Origin of the sequence: Streptomyces chilikensis (assembly GCF_001642695.1) — a bacterium.
In the GTDB taxonomy this organism is placed as follows: Bacteria; Actinomycetota; Actinomycetes; order Streptomycetales; family Streptomycetaceae; genus Streptomyces; species Streptomyces chilikensis.
The window spans coordinates 3,691,144-3,707,352 of the sequence record NZ_LWCC02000005.1 but is presented as its reverse complement, the minus strand read 5'-3'; the positions used below and the strand labels follow the sequence as shown (position 1 = coordinate 3,707,352).

At 74.2% G+C, this 16,209-nt stretch carries 14 protein-coding genes; 7 read left to right on the top strand and 7 right to left on the bottom strand.

The features are described 5' to 3' along the window. The coding region (locus A2U95_RS16540; protein ID WP_166023294.1) for a hypothetical protein at positions 1-197 on the bottom strand (197 nt) is incomplete at its 3' end. A gap of 169 nt (positions 198-366) precedes the next feature. Here A2U95_RS16540 and A2U95_RS16535 point away from each other — a divergent pair. Further along, positions 367-789, top strand: a complete 423-nt coding sequence (locus A2U95_RS16535) for a DUF350 domain-containing protein (RefSeq protein ID WP_166023292.1) — start codon at positions 367-369, stop codon at positions 787-789. Between the two features lie 322 nt (positions 790-1,111). Then, a complete protein-coding gene (locus A2U95_RS16530; protein ID WP_166023290.1) occupies positions 1,112-3,352 on the top strand; it encodes a glycoside hydrolase family 9 protein in 2,241 nt (746 codons plus the stop codon). 70 nt (positions 3,353-3,422) lie between these two features. On the opposite strand, the gene A2U95_RS16525 is transcribed toward A2U95_RS16530, so the two are convergent. Together A2U95_RS16525 and ssuE are read right to left on the bottom strand one after the other, a co-directional pair. Continuing rightward, on the bottom strand, positions 3,423-4,580 hold the full coding sequence (locus A2U95_RS16525; RefSeq protein WP_166023288.1) for an LLM class flavin-dependent oxidoreductase: 1,158 nt from the start codon (positions 4,578-4,580) through the stop codon (positions 3,423-3,425). A 109-nt stretch (positions 4,581-4,689) separates the two neighbouring features. Continuing rightward, entirely contained in the window at positions 4,690-5,256 is a 567-nt protein-coding gene (gene ssuE, locus A2U95_RS16520; RefSeq protein ID WP_166023286.1) for an NADPH-dependent FMN reductase, read from the bottom strand. A gap of 499 nt (positions 5,257-5,755) precedes the next feature. Here ssuE and A2U95_RS16515 point away from each other — a divergent pair, with 499 nt between their 5' ends. Together A2U95_RS16515 and A2U95_RS16510 are read left to right on the top strand one after the other, a co-directional pair. Further along, positions 5,756-6,847, top strand: coding sequence for a magnesium and cobalt transport protein CorA (locus A2U95_RS16515; protein WP_166023284.1), 1,092 nt, complete (start codon positions 5,756-5,758; stop codon positions 6,845-6,847). Positions 6,848-6,902: 55 nt separating this feature from the next. After that, a complete protein-coding gene (locus tag A2U95_RS16510) occupies positions 6,903-8,432 on the top strand; it encodes a flavin-containing monooxygenase (RefSeq protein ID WP_166023282.1) in 1,530 nt (509 codons plus the stop codon). A 22-nt stretch (positions 8,433-8,454) separates the two neighbouring features. On the opposite strand, the gene A2U95_RS16505 is transcribed toward A2U95_RS16510, so the two are convergent. Together A2U95_RS16505 and A2U95_RS16500 are read right to left on the bottom strand one after the other, a co-directional pair. Then, complete coding sequence (locus A2U95_RS16505) at positions 8,455-9,003, bottom strand: DUF1360 domain-containing protein (protein ID WP_166023280.1); 549 nt, start codon at positions 9,001-9,003, stop codon at positions 8,455-8,457. Between the two features lie 124 nt (positions 9,004-9,127). Then, a complete protein-coding gene (locus A2U95_RS16500; RefSeq protein WP_166023278.1) occupies positions 9,128-10,006 on the bottom strand; it encodes an SDR family oxidoreductase in 879 nt (292 codons plus the stop codon). Between the two features lie 312 nt (positions 10,007-10,318). Between A2U95_RS16500 and A2U95_RS16495 the strand changes: the two genes are divergently transcribed. The 3 genes from A2U95_RS16495 to A2U95_RS33570 all read left to right on the top strand — a co-directional run bounded on the left by A2U95_RS16495 (position 10,319) and on the right by A2U95_RS33570 (position 13,135). Next, complete coding sequence (locus tag A2U95_RS16495; protein ID WP_166023276.1) at positions 10,319-11,023, top strand: DUF2267 domain-containing protein; 705 nt, start codon at positions 10,319-10,321, stop codon at positions 11,021-11,023. 181 nt (positions 11,024-11,204) lie between these two features. After that, positions 11,205-12,746, top strand: coding sequence for an MFS transporter (locus tag A2U95_RS16490; RefSeq protein WP_420856999.1), 1,542 nt, complete (start codon positions 11,205-11,207; stop codon positions 12,744-12,746). Between the two features lie 14 nt (positions 12,747-12,760). Next, positions 12,761-13,135, top strand: coding sequence for a hypothetical protein (locus A2U95_RS33570; protein ID WP_166023273.1), 375 nt, complete (start codon positions 12,761-12,763; stop codon positions 13,133-13,135). 69 nt (positions 13,136-13,204) lie between these two features. On the opposite strand, the gene A2U95_RS16480 is transcribed toward A2U95_RS33570, so the two are convergent. Together A2U95_RS16480 and speB are read right to left on the bottom strand one after the other, a co-directional pair. Further along, positions 13,205-14,908 (bottom strand): thiamine pyrophosphate-binding protein, encoded by a 1,704-nt coding sequence (locus tag A2U95_RS16480; RefSeq protein WP_166023271.1) that lies wholly within the window; start codon positions 14,906-14,908, stop codon positions 13,205-13,207. Continuing rightward, complete coding sequence (gene speB / locus A2U95_RS16475; protein WP_166023269.1) at positions 14,905-15,882, bottom strand: agmatinase; 978 nt, start codon at positions 15,880-15,882, stop codon at positions 14,905-14,907. The genes A2U95_RS16480 and speB overlap by 4 nt, the downstream gene beginning before the upstream one ends. Between the last annotated feature and the right edge of the window lie 327 nt (positions 15,883-16,209).

Sequence of the window (16,209 nt, the reverse complement as noted above, 5' to 3'; positions counted from 1 at the left end):
CGGAGGCCGCCGCCCCCGCGGGACCCGTGCGGGCCGCGGCCGGGCACGAGCCGGACGACCGGCGCGGCGGCCGCCCGCGCGCCGCGCAGCAGCCCGGCCAGCTCCAGGGCGCGCAGGACCAGCGCCAGCGAGAGCGGTGCGGATACGAGGACGGCGAGCACGGCCATGAGCCGGATCACCGAGGGGTCGGTCGGCATGGCCGGACCGTACAAGCGGTCGGGCGCACGGCGGCGGACGCCACGGCGAAGGACCGGCGAACATCGGATGACCACGGCGGACCGCACTCTTCCCAGGTCGGCGGCCGAACATCTGCGCTAGATTTTGCCTCTCCTTGACCGCTGATGACTCACCCCTGGAGCCGACCCCATGAACGACATCCTCGACGGCCTCGGCCGGGCCACCGCGTACGGCGCCCTGGGCGTGGTCCTGCTGATCCTCGGCATCTTCCTGATCGACGCGCTGACGCCCGGCAAGCTGGGACGGCAGATCTGGGAGCAGCGCAACCGCAACGCCGCCGTGCTGCTCAGTTCGGCGCTGCTGGGCATCGGCGGGATCGTCTTCACGTCGATCTGGACCACCTACGACGACTTCGGCAAGGGCCTGCTGTCGACGGCGGTCTTCGGCCTGCTGGGGCTGGTGATGATGGCGGTGGCCTTCCTCGTGGTGGACCTGGTCACGCCGGGCAAGCTGGGCGCCACCCTGGTGGATCCCGAGCCGCACCCCGCCGTGTGGGTGACCGCCTCCTGCAACCTGGCGGTGGCCGCGATCGTCTCCGCGTCCATCGCCTGAGCCCATCGCCTGAAGTCGGGGGCCGCGCCGTCCGGGGCCGCGCGTCCGCGGCCCGCGCCGTCCGGGGCGGGCCGCGGACGGCGGGACCTCCGAGCGGTTCCGCCGTGCGCGAAGGCTCCCCGCGCCGCCCGTGACGTTTCCCGCCGTTCACTTCCAGGGCTCTCACGACGCCTTTCGCACCGTGGCGGACATCCGTCACGTCCACCCCATTGACGCTGGGTCAGATGGTGCATGAGCATGACCGGCTACCGGGGTTGGGAGCGCTCCCACTCCGGTTGGGCACACCCGTGACCACCCGCACCGCGACCGAGGAGCCCCGGACGTGAAACGACGCAACACCACCTTGCTCGGTGTGACGGCCCTGTTGGCGGCCGCCCTCACCCTGCCCGCCGGTCCGGCGGGCGCCGACGAGGTCGAACTGATCAGGAACGGCACCTTCGACTCGTCCACCGATCCCTGGTGGAGCAGCGCCGGTGTCACCACCGCCGTCGAGGACGGCGAGCTGTGTGCCGCGATACCCGGCGGCACCGCCAACCGCTGGGACGCCATCGTCGGCCACAACGAGCTCACGCTGCAGGCGGGCCAGACCTACCGGCTCTCCTTCTCGGCCACCGGCACCCCCGCCGACCACGTGGTCCGGGCCGTCGTGGGCCTCGCCGTGGACCCGTACGACACCTACTTCGAGGTCAGTCCGCAGCTGAGCGTCTCCGGCAACGACTACACGTACACCTTCACCGCTCCGGCCGACACCACCCAGGGGCAGGTGGCCTTCCAGGCCGGCGGCAGCGCCGACGCCTGGCGGATGTGCCTGGACGACGTCTCCCTCGTCGGGGGCGTGCCGCCCGAGGAGTACGTGCCGGACACCGGGCCGCGGGTCCGCGTGAACCAGCTCGCCTACCTGCCCAAGGGGCCCAAGAACGCGACGCTGGTCACCGAGGCGGCCACCGCCCTGCCGTGGGAGCTGCGGAACGCCGACGGCACCGCCGTGGCCCGGGGCAGGACCGTGCCGCGCGGCACCGACGCCTCCTCCGGACAGAACGTCCACTCCCTCGACTTCGGCTCCTACCGCGGCACCGGCAAGGGATTCACGCTGGTCGCGGACGGCGAGACCAGCCGCCCCTTCGACATCTCCGCCGCGGCCTACGAACGGCTCCGGCAGGACTCGCTGAAGTTCTACTACACCCAGCGCAGCGGCCAGGAGATCCGCGACGACCTGCGTCCGGGCTACGGCCGCCCGGCGGGCCACGTCGGCGAGGCGCCCAACCAGGGCGACGCCGAGGTCCCCTGCCAGGAGGGCGTCTGCGACTACTCCCTGGACGTGACGGGCGGCTGGTACGACGCCGGCGACCACGGCAAGTACGTCGTCAACGGCGGCATCTCCACCTGGGAGCTGCTGCGCACCTACGAGCGCTCCCTGTACGCGCCGACCGGCAGCCCGGGCGCCCTGCGCGACGGCACCCTGCGGATACCCGAGTCCGGCAACAAGGTGCCGGACGTCCTCGACGAGGCGCGCTGGGAGCTGGAGTTCCTGCTGAAGATGCAGGTGCCCCACGGGCAGCCGCTGGCCGGCATGGCGCACCACAAGATCCACGACTCGGAGTGGACCGGGCTGCCGCTGATGCCGCACCTCGACCCGAAGAAGCGTGAGCTGCACCCGCCGACCACCACGGCGACCCTCAACCTGGCGGCCACCGCGGCGCAGGCCGCCCGCCTCTACAAGCCGTACGACCGGGCGTTCGCCAAGGAGGCCCTGGACGCCGCCCGCACCGCCTGGCGGGCCGCCCTCGCCCACCCGGACCTCCTGCCGGACCCCGACGACGGCATCGGCGGCGGCGCGTATCCGGACACCGACGCCTCCGACGAGTTCTACTGGGCGGCCGCACAGCTCTACCTGACCACGGGGGACGCCGAGTTCGCGCGGTTCATCCTCAAGTCCCCGGTCCACACGGCGGACATCTGGAACCCGCTCGGCTTCGACTGGCAGCGCACCGCGGCCGCCGGCCGGCTGGACCTGGCCACCGTGCCGAACCGGCTCCCCGGTCTGAAGTCCGTGCGCGCCTCCGTGGTCGAGGGCGCCGAGAAGTACCTGGCCACCCTGCGCGAGCACCCCTACGGCATGCCGTACGCCCCGAAGGACAACGTCTACGACTGGGGTTCCAACGCGCAGATCCTCAACAACGCCCATGTGATCGCCACCGCGTACGACCTGACCGGTGACCGCCGGTACCGGGACGGGGCGCTGCAGAGCCTGGACTACATCCTGGGCCGCAACGCGCTGAACATCTCGTACGTGACCGGTTACGGCGACGTCACCTCGGTGAACCAGCACAGCCGGTGGTACGCCCACCAGCTGGAGCCGAGCCTGCCCAACCCGCCGGCGGGCACGCTGTCCGGAGGACCGAACTCCAGCATCCAGGACCCCGTGGCGCAGAGCCTGCTGCAGGGGTGCACGGGTCAGTTCTGCTACGTGGACGACATCCAGTCGTGGTCCACCAACGAGCTGACGATCAACTGGAACGCGGCCCTCGCCTGGATGGCCTCGTTCGCGGCCGACCAGGGGTAGCCGCCGCGCGGCACGACGGTTCCCGGTGCGCCGGGCGGGAGGAGGTCCCCGCCCGGCGCACCGCCGTGTCTCAGCGGGCGGCCGCCACGAAGGGAACCTCGAGGGCGGGCTGCCCGCCGGCCCCGCGGGCGACGGGGTGCGACCACAGGCCGCGGGCGGCGAGGCGGGGCAGGACGCCCTCGCCGAACCAGTAGGCCTCCTCCAGGTGCGGGTAGCCGGAGAGGACGAACTCCTCGATGCCGAGGGCGTGGTACTCCTCGATCCGGTCGGCGACCTCCTCGTGGCTGCCGACCAGCGCGGTGCCCGCGCCGCCGCGGACCAGGCCGATGCCGGCCCAGAGGTTCGGGTGGATCTCCAGGCCGTCGGTGCCGCCGCCGTGCAGCGCCAGCATGCGGCGCTGTCCCTCCGACTCGCTGCGGGCGAGCCCTTCCTGCACGGCCCGCACCGTCTCCGGGGCGAACCCGTCCAGCAGCCTGCGCGCCTCGGCCCAGGCCTGTTCGGCGGTGTCGCGGGTGATGACGTGCAGCCGGATGCCGAAGCGGACGCGGCGGCCGTGGACCTCGGCGAGCTCCCGGACCCGGGCGATCTTCCCGGCGACGGCCGCCGGCGGTTCGCCCCAGGTGAGGTACACGTCGACGTGCCGCGCGGCGACCCGCAGGGCGAGCGGTGAGGACCCGCCGAAGTAGACCGGCGGCGCCGGGTCGGGCAGCCGGGTGAGCTCGGCCTCCTCGACGCGCAGGTGCTTCCCGGTCCGGGTGACCCGTTCGCCCGCCCAGAGCCCGCGGACGATGTGCAGGAACTCGTCGGTGCGCTCGTAGCGCCCGTCCTTGTCCAGGAAGTCCCCGTAGGCGCGCTGTTCCCGGCTCTCGCCGCCGGTCACGACGTTGACCAGCAGCCGCCCGCCGGTGTGCCGCTGGTAGGTGGAGGCCATCTGGGCGGCGAGGGTGGGTGAGACGCCGTCGGGGCGGAAGGCGACCAGGAACTTCAGCCGCTCGGTGCGCTGGCTAACCATGGCGGTGGTCAGCCAGGCGTCCTCGCACCAGGCGCCGGTGGGGGTGAGCGCGCCGGTGAAGCCGAGGTCCTCGGCCGCGCGGGCGATCTGGGAGAGGTAGCCGACGGTGGGCGGCCGGTCCCCTCCGGCCGCGCCGGTGCGGACGCCGTGGCCGCCGCCGACGACATGGCGGCTGTCGCCGCTGGTGGGCAGGAACCAGTGGAAGGTGAGGTTCACCGGGGGATTCGCCTTTCGGTGGGTTCGGTGGGCGCGAAGGGGGTGGTGGGCGCGAAGGGGGTGGCGGGCGCGCCGGCCGGGCCCGCCGTGCGGGCGGGACGCCGCTCTCTCATGCGGCGACCGCGCGCACGACCGCGCGGCGGGTCCGGTCCGTGAGGGCCGCGGAGAACTGGTCGACCACGGCCTCCAGCGACCCGGCGGCGGACTCGGCGACGGTCACCGTGCCGTCCTCGGCCACCGAGATGTCCTTGTCGAGGGTGAACCAGCCCTGCACGATGTGGGCCGCGCCCATGGAGCTCAGCACCGGACGGAGCGCGTAGTCGATGGCCAGAACATGTGCGGTGGACCCACCGGTGGCCAGGGGCAGCACCGTCTTGCCCGCCAGCGCGTACTGCGGCAGCAGGTCCAGGAACGACTTCAGCAGGCCCGAGTAGGCCGCCTTGTAGACGGGGGTGCCGATCACCACGCCGTCCGCCCCGGCCACCAGGTCGGTGGCCGAGGCGATCGCGGGATGGCCGAAGTCGGCGCCCAGCAGGGCCTCCGCGGGCAGGGTGCGGACGTCCAGCGGGATCACCCGGTGGCCCTGGCCGGTCAGCCGGACGTCGAGGTGGCGCAGCAGGCGCGCGGTGCGGGAGGCCGGGGACGGGCTGCCGGAGAGGGAGAGGATGGTTGCCATGAGGCGTGCCTCCTGGAGGTGCGGCGGTGGTCTTCGGGGCGGGACGGGCAGAGCACGGCTGCGTGCGCCCGCGTCCTCGGCCGGCGTCACGGCCGGCCGGGTCGGCCGGCCGTGACCGGACGGGGACGGGGGCGCCGGAGCGCGGAGGTGGGGGAACGGGGTGCGCACCGCCGCGCGCGCCGGGGCGGCCGGGCGGGATCACGCACCACGGGCCGCGCCGGCCCGGCGGCAGCTCGACGGCTGCTCACCGGTGCGGCGGGCGGGAAGGAACGACCGGAGGAAGGACCGGTGTCAGGCCACGCGACAGAGCGCTGCGGCGACACGGACCAGGTCGACGCAGCGGCGACAGGTGAGGATCTGGCGCGGCATGCCCCGATGCAAGCACGGCGGTTTCACGGACGTCAACGCATGGCCGCCATGCGAGACGCCGCCTCCACCGCGTCAACAGGCACAATGGGCAGCCGTACAGGCCGAGTCGGGCGAAGGAGCGTGGCCCCCCATGTCCATGGTCGGCAACCTGCGCAAGGTGGTGCGGCTGGCACGGCGCACGCGCCGGGTGGATCTCAGTCACCCCGCGCGCTCGCCCCTCGGCTCCACGGTGGTGAACTGCGTCGTCTACCGCGACGGCGTCCGGCAGGACGGCCCCGAAAGCGTCGGCGAGGCGGTCCGCCTCGCGCGCGGGCACCGCGACGGCTTCGTCTGGCTGGGGCTGCACGAGCCGACCGTCGAACAGTTCGCCGACGTCGCCGAGCTGTTCGGGCTCCACCCGCTGGCGGTGGAGGACGCGATCCACGCCCACCAGCGGCCCAAGGTGGAGCAGTACGGCGACGTCCTGTTCTCCGTCTTCAAGACGGTCACCTTCGTCGAGCACGCCGAACTGACCGCCACCAGCCAGGTCGTGGACACCGGCGAGATCATGGTCTTCACCGGCCCCCGCTTCGTGGTCACCGTCCGCCACGGCAGTCACGGCTCCCTGGGGCCGCTGCGTGAGGAACTCGAGGCCGATCCGCGCCAGTTGGCCGAGGGCCCGTCGGCGGTGCTGCACGCGGTCGCGGACCACGTGGTCGACGAGTACCTCACGGTCGCGGCGGCCGTCCAGGACGACATCGAGGCGGTCGAGACCCAGGTCTTCTCCCCCGCCGGCGGCACCGCCGACCCCGGACGCATCTACCAGCTCAAGCGGGAACTCCTGGAGTTCAAGCGGGCGGCCGTCCCGCTGGCGCAGCCCCTGGCCCGGCTGGCGGCCGATCCGGCCGCGCCGGTCACCGAGGACATACGGGCCTACTTCCGCGACGTGGCCGACCACCTGGCGCGGGTCACCGAACAGATCACCGCCTTCGACGCACTGCTGGACTCCGTGCTGCAGGCCCATCTGGCGCAGGTGACGGTGGCGCAGAACGAGGACATGCGGAAGATCACCGCGTGGGCGGCGATCATCGCCGTCCCCACCATGGTGTGCGGCGTGTACGGCATGAACTTCGAGCACATGCCCGAGCTGGGCTGGCGGTACGGGTACGCCTACGCCATCGGGCTGATCGTGGTGGCCTGTTTCCTCATCCACCGCGGGTTCAAGCGCAACGGCTGGCTCTGAGGCCGTGCGTGGCGCATGGTTCGAAGCGACCCTCGAGCGAAGCGGGAGTGACGCAGTGAGCCCCACCAGGAAACCTGTCGAACAGCTCGACGTCCTCGTCGTCGGAGCCGGCATCTCCGGGATCGGCGCCGGACGCCACCTCAAGACCGGACATCCGGCGAAGTCCTTCGCCGTTCTCGAGGGGCGCGGCGCCCCGGGCGGCACCTGGGACCTGTTCCGCTACCCGGGCATCCGCTCCGACTCGGACCTGCACACCTTCGGCTACGAGTTCAAGCCGTGGCGGGACCGGCAGGCCATCGCCGACGCGCCGCGGATCCTGGCGTACCTGCGCGAGACGGTGGCGGAGAACGGTCTCGACGCCCACATCCGGTACCACCACCGGGTGGTGGCGCTCTCCTGGTCGGGCGAGGAGGCCCGCTGGCTGGCCGAGGTGGAGCGCACCGACACCGGCGAGCGGCTGCGGCTGAGCGCGCGCTGGGTGTTCTGCGCCAGCGGCTACTACCGCTACGACCGGGGCCACACCCCGCACTTCGAGGGCCGGGAGGACTTCCGCGGCACCGTCGTCCACCCCCAGCACTGGCCCGAGGACCTGGAGCACGCCGGGAAGCGGGTGGTGGTGATCGGCAGCGGCGCCACGGCGGTCACGCTGGTTCCCGCGCTGGCCGCGACGGCGGCGCACGTCACCATGCTGCAGCGCACGCCCACGTACGTCATGCCGGTGCCCCGTGAGGACGCCGTCGCGGCGGCCCTGCGCAGGTGGTTCGGCGAGGAGCGCGGTTACGCCCTCACCCGGCGCAAGAACATCCTCCGGCAGCGTGCCGTCTGGTCGTTCGCCCGGCGCTTCCCGGGAGCCGCGCGCAGGCTGATCCGCTGGGTCAACACCAGGCAGCTGCCCGAGGGGTATCCGGTCGACGAGCACTTCAATCCGCCGTACGACCCGTGGGACCAGCGGCTGTGCGCGGCGCCGGACGGCGACCTGTTCAAGGCGATCCGCCGGGGCACGGCCGAGGTGGTGACCGACCGGATCGCCCGGTTCACCGAACGGGGCGTCCTGCTGGAGTCGGGCCGTGAGCTGGAGGCGGACATCGTGGTCACCGCCACCGGACTGAGCGTGCAGGCGCTCGGCGGCATCGCGCTCACCGTCGACGGCGAGCCCGTGCGGCTCGCGGACACCGTGGCCTACAAGGGGATGATGCTCTCGGGCGTGCCCAACCTCGTGATGGCCATCGGGTACACCAACTCCTCGTGGACGCTGAAGATCGGCCTGCTGTGCGAGCATTTCTGCCGCCTGCTGTCCCACCTGGACGCCCACGGGTACGACGCCGCCTGCCCGGAGGTGGGTGACCCCGGCATGCCCACCCGCCCCTTCCTGGACTTCGCGGCCGGTTACATCCGCAGGGCGGTGGACCAGCTCCCCCGCCAGGGCGACCGGATGCCGTGGCTGACGTCGATGAGCTACCACTCCGACGTGAGGCTGCTCCGCTCCGACGACGTGACCGATCCCGAACTGCGCCTCTTCCGCGCCGCCCGGGCGGGTGGCGCGAAGTCGTCCGCGCGTCCCGCCGCCGGCCCGCGGGAGCGGTGACCGGCCGGGCCGGACGCCGGGTTCACTCGTCGCCGGTGGCCTTGCGGACCAGGGCCGCGTGGCCCAGCTGGAGCGCGTCGGCCCCGGCGAGCGCGGTCAGCGCGCCCATGGCGGTGCGGGTCGCCCGCGGGGCCAGGAGGAGGCCCGCGGTCAGGGTGGAGGCCACCCAGACGCTGGTGCAGAAGGGGCAGGTCATCAGCTCGCCCACGGTTTCGCGGCCGCTCTCCGGGCGGGCCTCCTCGTGGAGTTCGGCGGGGCCCTCGGGGCCGACGTACCGGGTGAAGGGGGCGCGCAGCGGGCTGGTCACGGCGGCCTTGCTGAGCAGCCGGCTGAGCCGGAAGGTGGCCACCGCGGTGAGCGCCACGTCCCACGGGTCGGGGCGTTCCGGCAGCGGCCGTCCGCTGCGGCGGACGGCGACGGCCCAGGCGGTGGTGTAGGCGCCGAAGGTGGTCATCGCGGCGAGGTAGCCGCCGAGGGGGCGGTCGTCGCCGTCCGCGTACTCGCCGTGGGTGCGGTGGAGCGCCGCCCGCAGGCGTCGTGCGAGGCCGTTGCCGTCCGGTGTGGTTCCCATGTGCTGTGTCCGCCCTGTTCCGGCCGTCGTTGCGTGTCCCGGCCCCCGCCGCGTGGGCGTCGGCCTCCGCCGGTACCTGTGCCCGCCCGCCCCGCCGGCACGCCTGCGGGGCGGGCGGCGCGGGTTACGGCAGCGGGGTGCCGCCGGTGGCGTTGACGATCTCGCCGGTGATGAACGAGGCCTGTTCGGAGGCGAGGAAGACGTACGCGGGCGCCATCTCGGCGGGCTGGGCCGGGCGTCCGAGCGGCGACTGCTTGCCGAACTCGCTGGTGTCCGGCATGGTCGCCGGGATGAGCGGGGTCCACACGGGACCGGGCGCGACCGCGTTGACGCGCACGCCCCGCTCGGCCAGCATCTGCGCCATGCCGTGGGTGAAGTTGACGATGGCGGCCTTGGTCATGGCGTAGTCGAGCAGGTGCGGGCTGGGCTGGTAGCCCTGCACGGAGGTGGTGTTGACGATCGAGCCGCCCGACTGGATGTGCGGGAGGGCGAACTTCGACAGCCAGAACATGCCGTACAGGTTGGTGCGCATCACCCGGTCGAACTGCTCGGTGGAGATCGCCTCGATGCCGTCCGGCTGGGACATCTGGTAGGCGGCGTTGTTGACCAGCACGTCGATCCGGCCGAACTCCTCCACCGCCCGGTCGATCAGCGCCCGGCAGTTGGCCTCCTCGCGGATGTCGCAGGAGACGACGACCGCGCGGCGTCCGGCCTCCTCGACCAGGCGGGCGGTCTCCAGGGCGTCCTCCTTCTCCTCCTCGAGGTGGGTGAAGAGGACGTCGGCGCCCTCGCGGGCGAAGGCCAGCGCCACGGCCCGGCCGATGCCCGAGTCGCCGCCGGTGATCACGGCCTTGCGGCCCTCCAGCTTTCCGCTGCCCCGGTAGGACTCCTCGCCGTGGTCCGGCGGCGGGTCCATGGGGGCGGTCCGGCCGGGGTGCGGCTGGTCCTGGGAGGAGAACTCCGGGGTCGGGTGCTTCTCACCCGGGTGCTGGGGCTGGTTCACGTCGGTGACTCTCCCTCTGTGGTGCTCGTCGGACTCCGCGACCGTCCGTCCCCGGAACCGGTCGCCGGGCTCGGGGTCCCGGTGCTCGGCCCCGGGGTCCCGGCCGCCGGCCCGCGGGAACGGTCGTCGTGCTGTGCGACCGCTCCGGCCGGTTCCTCGCGGCCGGACGGAGCGGTGCGGACCCAGCCCGGGGTACCCGCCGGCGGGTTCCCTACACCGGCGGCCCCTCGCCCGCGGTACGCGCATCCCCCGGGGGACCGGTGGGTACTCGGCCGCCGACCCGCCCCTCCGCATCCGCAGCGGGAGACGAACATGATCACCCACCGACGCCTGGTCGAGGACGCCGCCGAGCGCACCCGCCTGCCCTCCGGGTGGGCAGCCCGCGCGATCAAGGTGACGCTGGCGGTCCTCGCACTCCACCTGGACGTACCGGCACGGCAGCGGCTGCGGCAGGCCGTGCCCGGCCCCGACCGCGACGCCGCCTACGTGACCGTGCCGCGGTCCACGGGCACGGTGACCGATTTCTACGCCGAGGTCGCGGCCCGTCTGCCGGCCTCGCCCGAGCGGGGCCGCCACGTGGCGCGCACGGTGCTGTCGCTGGTCGCCCGTGACGATCCCGGACTGGCGCGTCATCTGGCCGGGGCCCTGCCCCCCGATTTCGCGGAGGTGTTCACCGCCCCCGAGGCCCGTCCGGAGCGCCTGCCGGGTGAGGACGCCCCGCTCACCGAGGACGAGGTGCGCGCCGCCCTCGGCAGGCGGCCGCAGTGGAGCGGCGACGCCCACCGGCTCACCCGCACCGTCGGCCTGCCCCGGGACCGCGTTCCGCCGCTGCTCCACCAGGTGGAGAACGACGCGCGGGAGCTGCACCGCCGGGTGGGCCACTCGGTGTCCGACGACGGGATCACCTTCACCGTGCGCACCCGTTCGGTGGACGCCGTGACCTCCGCCGACCTGGAACTGGCCGACCGCATCGACGCCGCGGTCGCCGCGGTGGGCTCCGGCGGCCGGCCCGGGTGACGGCCCGCGACCCGCTGCGGGGACCGGGGCCGGACGGCCGACGCCGCGCGGTGACCGACGCGGCGCCGGGAAGGCTGTCCGGGTGGGCGCGGCCGCGCCCGGGGCGGACGGGCCCCCGGCGGGCCCACGGCGGGCCCGGGTCCCTCCACGACGCCCGGCCCATCGGTGAGAGGAGTTGCACGTGACATCGTCGACGTCGGCGTCCGGCGGACGGTCCCCGGCGGGTGACGCCGGGGAGGCGGCCGGGGAAGGGCGGAACCCCCACCGGTGGCGCGCGCTGTGGGTGACGTTGGTCGCCGGGTTCATGAGCCTGCTCGACGTGACGATCGTCGCCGTGGCCCTGCCCACCATCCAGCGCGACCTCGGCGCGAGCCCGGCCGAGGTGCAGTGGGTGGTCTCCGGGTACGCCCTCACCTTCGCCCTCGCCCTGGTGACGGCGGGCCGGCTGGGCGACGCGCTCGACCGGCGGCGGATCTTCCTGCTCGCGCTGAGCGCCTTCGTGGCCTGCAGCGCCCTCGCCGGGGCCGCCCCGGGCATCACCTGGCTGGTGGTGGCACGGCTCGCCCAGGGCCTCGCGGCGGGCTGCATGGCGCCGCAGAACTCGGCGCTGATCCAGCAGATGTTCCGCGGGCCGGAGCGCGGCCGCGCCTTCGGTTTCTTCGGCGCGACCGTCGGCGTCTCCAGCGCGGTCGGCCCGATCACCGGCGGCCTGATCCTGGCGCTGGCCTCCGGGCCCGAGGGCTGGCGCTGGATCTTCTACGTCAACGTCCCCATCGGCGTGCTCGCCGTGCTCCTCGGCCGCCGGCTGCTCCCGCGCACCCGGCCCAGCGGGAAGGGGGAGGTCGACGTCCCCGGTGTGCTGCTGCTGGGGGCGGGCGTGCTCGCGGTGATGCTGCCGCTGGTGCAGGCCGAGGCCGGCGGCCTGCGGCGGCTGTGGTGGCTGTTCCCGGCCGGCGCCGCGCTGCTCGGCGTGTTCACCTTCCGGCAGCGCCGGGTCCTGGCCCGCGGCCGGCAGCCCCTGCTGGATCTGCGGCTGTTCACGCAGGTCCGCGGCTACGCCGTCGGCGCGGGCGTCGGCACCCTCTACTTCGTGGGCTTCAGCGGCATGTGGCTGGTCTTCGCCCTCTTCTTCCAGGACGGTCTGGGCTACTCCCCGCTCCGGTCCGGCCTCGCCGTCACCCCGTTCGCGGTCGGTTCGGCGGCCGCGGCCGTGGTCTCGGGGCGGCTGGTGGACCGGCTGGGCAGGCTGCTGACGGTGTGCGGGCTGGGCGGAGTGCTCATCGGCATGGGCGCCACCGCGCTGGTGCTGCGCTTCGCGCCGGAGTCCGCGGCGACCTGGCTCGCCGCGCCCGCCCTGTTCGTGGCGGGCATCGGCAGCGGGTCCGTGATCTCCCCCAACATCACCATGACCTTGCGCGAGGTCCCGGTGCGGATGGCCGGGGCGGCGGGCGGGGCGCTGCAGACCGGGCAGCGGCTGGGCGCGGCGGTGGGCACGGCGGCGCTGCCGGGTCTCTTCTACCTGCTCCTGGCCGGCGACGAGGACAACTTCCGGAACGCGCTGGCGATCTCGCTGGGCGCGGCGCTCCTCGGCATGGCGGCGGCGCTCTGTCTGGCCGTGGCCGACTGGCGGAGGGACCGGGGGTCCGGGAAGCAGGCGCACGGCGCCGGAGAGGCCGCCGGGGACGCCGTGCGCTCCGGCCGGTCGCGGGCCGGGCGGACCTGAGGCCGCCGGGACGCGTGGCCGTGGAACCGCGGGCCGCCCCGGGAGGGGCGGCCCGCGGCCGGGACGCGGACCGGCTCGCCGGCGGGGCGGTGCCGTCGATCACCAAGCCGGTCCGCAGGGTGCTGTCCTCTACCCCGTTGAACTGCGGCGTGACCGCCTGTCCGGCCGCCGAGGACGGGTCGAACGGCTTCTGGGCGTGTCCGGTGGCCGCGTCGAGGGTGCTGTACGTGGCCAGTGCGGTCGATCCGGCGGTGACCGTCGGCTTGTCGTGCTGGGAGCCGGCGGTCGTCTCGCCGGTGTCGACGTGCGGCCAGCAGGAGAAGGTCGCCTCGCAGCCGCCGGGAACGGTCACCGGCTGCGAGAGCGTGTCGGTGCGCCTGCGGCCGTAGCCGTCGCGCCACGCCTTGTACGGGCCGGTGCGGCACCGCCCGGCCGCGGGCGGTGTCACGGACCGTCGCTCACGACAGGTGGGTGGGCGCGAACATCCGCAGCGTGACGGGGAGGACGACCACCGACGGCCCCGGCGTGGACAGCGCCTCGGCCAGGTCGGCCCGCAGGCCCTCCGGGTCGGTCCGCACGGCGGGGACCCCGAAGGACTCGGCGAGGGCCACGAAGTCCGGCCCGGCCAGCTCCGTCCCGTGCGTCTCGCCGAACGCCTCGCTCATGTACTCACGGAGGATGCCGTACCCCCCGTCGTCCACGATCAGCCACGTGACGTCCAGCCCGTGCTGACGCGCCGTCGCCAGCTCGGCGACCGAGTAGAGCGCGCCCCCGTCGCCCGAGACGGCCAGCACCGGCTGCCCGGGCTCGGCAACAGCCGCCCCCAGCGCGGCCGGCAGGGCGTACCCGAGGCCACCGGCGCCCTGCGCCGAGTGCATGGTGTTGGGTCGCCGCGCGTCGAAGGCCGACCACGCCCAGTAGGACAGGACGGTCATGTCCCAGAACGAGGGCGAGCCGGCGGGCAGCGCCGCCCGCACCGACGCCAGCACCTCCTGCTCCAGCTCGAGCCCCTGTGCCGCGATGCGCGCTCCGACCCGGTCGAGGAGCGCGCCCGCCCGCCCGGCCGCGGCCTCCGTCTTCTCCCGTGCCGGTGCCGGGACCGGTTCGAGCGTCTCCAGCAGTGCCTGGAGGGCGAGCCGCGCGTCCGCGTGGATGCCGAGGGCGGGGTGGTTGGACTCCAGCTTCCCGGCGTCCGCGTCGATCTGGACGATCGCCCCCCGCGGCCGGAACGTGTGGTAGTTGGAGGAGAGTTCGCCCAGCCCGGAGCCGACGACCAGCAGGACGTCGGCGTCCTCCAGGAAGTCGGTGGTGTGCCGGTCCTCCAGCCAGGAGCGCAGCGAGAGCGGGTGGTTCCAGGGGAACGCGCCCTTGCCGCCGAAGGTGGTGACGACCGGGACCGCCAGCTTCTCCGCGAGCTGCCGCAGCTTGCCGGAGGCGTCCGAGCGGATCACCCCGCCGCCCGCGACGATCACCGGGCGCTCGGCGCGTGCCAGCAGGTCCGCGGCGACGGCGGTCAGTTCGGGACGCGGCGGCAGTTCCTCCGGGGTCGCGTCGACGGCGGTGACCACCGGAAGGCGCGCCGGTTCCGCCAGCACGTCCTGCGGGACCTCCACCCACACCGGCCCGAACGGAACGGTCAGCGCCGAACGCCACGCCTCCGCGATCGCGGACGGGATCTGCGACTGGGTGCGCGCGGTGTGCACCGACTTGACGACGCCTCGGAACGAGGCCGCCTGGTCCTCCAGCTCGTGGAGATGGCCGCGGCGGCGGCCGCCGAGCCCGGTGGAGGGGATCTGGCTGCTGATGGCCAGCACCGGCGCGGAGGCGGCGGCCGCCTCCTGCAGCGCGGGCAGCGAGGTCAGCGCGCCCGGACCGGTGGACAGCAGCAGCGGAGCCGCCTCGCCGGTGATCCGGCCGTACGCGTCCGCCGCGAAGCCCGCGTTGTTCTCGACGCGCAGACCGACGTAGCGCAGACCGGACCGGCGCAGCGCGTCGAGGACGGGCAGGGCGTGCTGGCCGGGCACGCCGAAGACGGTGGTCGCGCCCAGCCCCGCGAGCGTCTCCACGACCAGGTCCCCGCCGTGGCGGCCGGCCGGGGGGTTCAGCGCCGCCTCCGTCTGCGCGGCGGTCGGACGGAGCACCAGGTCGTGGTCGTGGGTCACTGCGTGCGGGCCTTCGCGATCTGACGGGACATGATGGTGGTGAGCTCGTAGGCGGTGTGGGAGGCGGCGACGGAGGTGATCTCCGCGTGGTCGTACGCCGGGGCGACCTCGACCACGTCGGCGGAGACCAGGTTGCAGTCGGCCAGGCCGCGCAGGATCTCCAGCAGCTCCCGGGAGGTCATGCCGCCCGCCTCGGGGGTGCCGGTGCCGGGGGCGTGCGCCGGGTCCAGGCAGTCGATGTCGATGGAGATGTACAGCGGCCGGTCCCCGATCCGCTGCCGCAGCTGGTCGGCCACCTCGTCGGCCCCACGGCGGTAGACGTCCGCGGAGGTGACGATGCCGAAGCCCATCTTCTCGTCGTCCTTCAGGTCCTGCTTGCCGTACAGCGGCCCCCGGGTGCCGACGTGGGAGAGGGCCGAGGTGTCGAGGATGCCCTCCTCCACCGCCCGCCGGAACGGCGTGCCGTGCGTGTACTCGGCGCCGAAGTAGGTGTCCCAGGTGTCCAGGTGGGCGTCGAAGTGCAGCAGCGCGACGGGGCCGTGCTTCTTGGCCACCGACCGCAGCAGCGGCAGGGCGATGGTGTGGTCGCCGCCGAGCGTCATCAGGCGGGCCCCGGTGCCCAGCAGGTCGTCCGCGGCGGCCTCGACCGTCTCGACCGCCTCGTCGATGTTGAACGGGTTGACCGCGACGTCCCCGCCGTCCGCGACCTGCGCGAGCGCGAAGGGCGACGCGTCCTGGGCCGGGTTGTAGGGGCGCAGCAGCCGGGACGCCTCACGGATGGCGTTGCCGCCGAACCGGGCGCCGGGCCGGTAGGAGACGCCCGAGTCGAAGGGGACGCCGATCACCGCCACGTCGGCCGTGCCGACCTCGTCCAGGCGCGGCAGCCGGGCGAAGGTCGCCGGTCCCGCGTACCGCGGGATCCGCGAGGAGTCGACGGGGCCGCGGGGCGTCGCGCCGTTGTGCGTGGAGGTCATGGAGGTGATGCCCTTCTCTTCTCCGGTTCCGAGGGTACGTGGCGCCGGGGTCACCGCGCGGACCGCACCGGGGACCGACACTAGATGGCCCGCGAGCGGCTGCGAAGTGTACGTTTCCTCCATTCCCCCGGTGAGGAACAGAGGAATCGTCCACCATGCCGTCCGCCGCCCCGCCACCGCCCATGCCCGCCGCGCAGCCCGGCCGCGGGGCGGTGAGGGCGCCGGAGGCGGCCGCGGCGCCCGTGACCGCGGTTCCGCCGGCCGGAGCCGCGGGGGACGCCGGGAACCGGTCGCCGTCCGAGGCCGCGGCGGCCAGGCGGCGGGCCT

Coding starts and splice junctions, on each gene's coding strand:
- ssuE (WP_166023286.1), bottom strand. CDS start 5,256: ATGGCAACCATCCTCTCCCTCTCCGGCAGCCCGTCCCCGGCCTCCCGC.
- A2U95_RS16515 (WP_166023284.1), top strand. CDS start 5,756: ATGTCCATGGTCGGCAACCTGCGCAAGGTGGTGCGGCTGGCACGGCGC.
- A2U95_RS16495 (WP_166023276.1), top strand. CDS start 10,319: ATGATCACCCACCGACGCCTGGTCGAGGACGCCGCCGAGCGCACCCGC.
- speB (WP_166023269.1), bottom strand. CDS start 15,882: ATGACCTCCACGCACAACGGCGCGACGCCCCGCGGCCCCGTCGACTCC.
- A2U95_RS16535 (WP_166023292.1), top strand. CDS start 367: ATGAACGACATCCTCGACGGCCTCGGCCGGGCCACCGCGTACGGCGCC.
- A2U95_RS16505 (WP_166023280.1), bottom strand. CDS start 9,003: ATGGGAACCACACCGGACGGCAACGGCCTCGCACGACGCCTGCGGGCG.